This is a genomic window from Bacillus sp. P4_D3 (assembly GCF_056401855.1).
The window spans coordinates 1-1503 of sequence record NZ_JBFUIN010000735.1 but is presented as its reverse complement, the minus strand read 5'-3'; the positions used below and the strand labels follow the sequence as shown (position 1 = coordinate 1503).

The following is a 1503-nucleotide window of genomic DNA, read 5'->3' as shown; positions in this document are numbered from 1 at the left end:
TCTTCTCTTTTATCTTCTATTACTAAAAAATTTTTTAACACTAAATTTTTCCTCTTCACAAAAAATCAGACCTTATTTCGGTAAATTAATAAATTTTAAAGAAACAAAAAAAGACGTCTTACTAACGTCTCTTTCTAATTTATTATACTATCTCTGAATTTCTATTTCCTCTATCAAAACTAAATCACTTCCCACCAAACATCTTCTCCAAAGACTTCGCATTAGCAAATAACAATTCTTGTAGGTTGTCATCAGCAACGATTTTGTATTCGCCATCTTTGTCTTTCTTTAAGTTCAATGTAACTTCGCGAGTTGCCATTGCTGCCTCTTTATCCGCTAAGTTTTTGATGATAGTTGATGTCATTGTTTTTTCTATTGTTTTTTCGGATTGCTCTTTGTCTTCGCTAAAGGCACTAGCGAAGGCCATTGGCATAACTTCTCCCATTGCTTTTGTTACGGCAATAGATAGATCAACAGATGTAACTTTCACTTTCACTTCTGCTTTGTCATCCTTTTTTGATACTTCTTCTAGCTTTTCAAATTTAAAGCTTTTCGTAATTGCGCTCAGCATTGCTTTTCCGTCAGCATCGTCTGTTTTTTCATTTAGTTTACTAAACTCTTTATCACTTTCAACAAATGTGCGAGCCTTTTCTAGGTCACCTTTTTGTATCGCTGTTAAAAATTCTTCAGCAGTATCTTTCGGGTTTGCACATCCTGCTAGAACACCAACTGTTAATCCTATTACCATCATTAGCAGCAATAATTTCTTTACCTTTTTCACGTTCATTCTCCTCTTATCTTTTCTAGTAAGTCATCACTATACAATAGTATGAAACTTACATTACAAACATTTTTTAGTATATCATTTATATGATTTGTTTTCTATTCTTTCCCAAAAGACAAAGAGCCTTGTAGTATTTCTACAAGGCCTTCTTTATAAAATAAAAACCAGCAACTTTAAGATTGCTGGTTTATCTCTTATTCATATTTGAAAAAACAATAATAATTACTCCAAGTACATAATGTCCTGCTACCATCCATATGCTCCGATCAAAAACCATAAGCGATAACCAAAGTGATATATTAGTAGCCGCAAATAATAGGTATGAAATGATATCTCTTTTTTGTAATGCCTCTCTATTCATCAAAATGTAAATGGCACCGATAGGAGGCAGAATAAAGCAAAGGAAAAAGACAAATATTTTTCTTAACGACCACGGATATGAAGTTACTGTCTGCATATGAGTCTCCTTTTCATTATAGTACTTGTTTTAACATCGCCCTTGCTACTCTATATTCTTCACTATTAGGTTCTTTTACGAGTATGGGGCGCCTTTCATCCTCTTCTTGTAAAATCATTTCAAATACTTCTGTTTTTTCTTGTAATCTGTTGGATTCATTATCTTTAGTAGGCTGTTTGCTTGTTTCAATTTTCTTTGTTACTTCACCAAGTTTTCGCCCGACTTCTTCTGCTTTGGCAGGTTCATTCGTAATGTAGTATTC

General features: G+C 33.1%; 3 protein-coding genes. All 3 read right to left on the bottom strand.

Going from position 1 to position 1503, the window contains the following annotated elements; translation table 11 throughout:
- Positions 1-184: 184 nt before the first annotated feature.
- Entirely contained in the window at positions 185-781 is a 597-nt protein-coding gene (locus AC1DTM_RS26120) for a hypothetical protein (RefSeq protein WP_477001247.1), read from the bottom strand.
- A 190-nt stretch (positions 782-971) separates the two neighbouring features.
- Entirely contained in the window at positions 972-1241 is a 270-nt protein-coding gene (locus AC1DTM_RS26115) for a hypothetical protein (protein ID WP_078173285.1), read from the bottom strand.
- Positions 1242-1257: 16 nt separating this feature from the next.
- The coding region (locus tag AC1DTM_RS26110) for a hypothetical protein (protein WP_477001246.1) at positions 1258-1503 on the bottom strand (246 nt) is incomplete at its 5' end.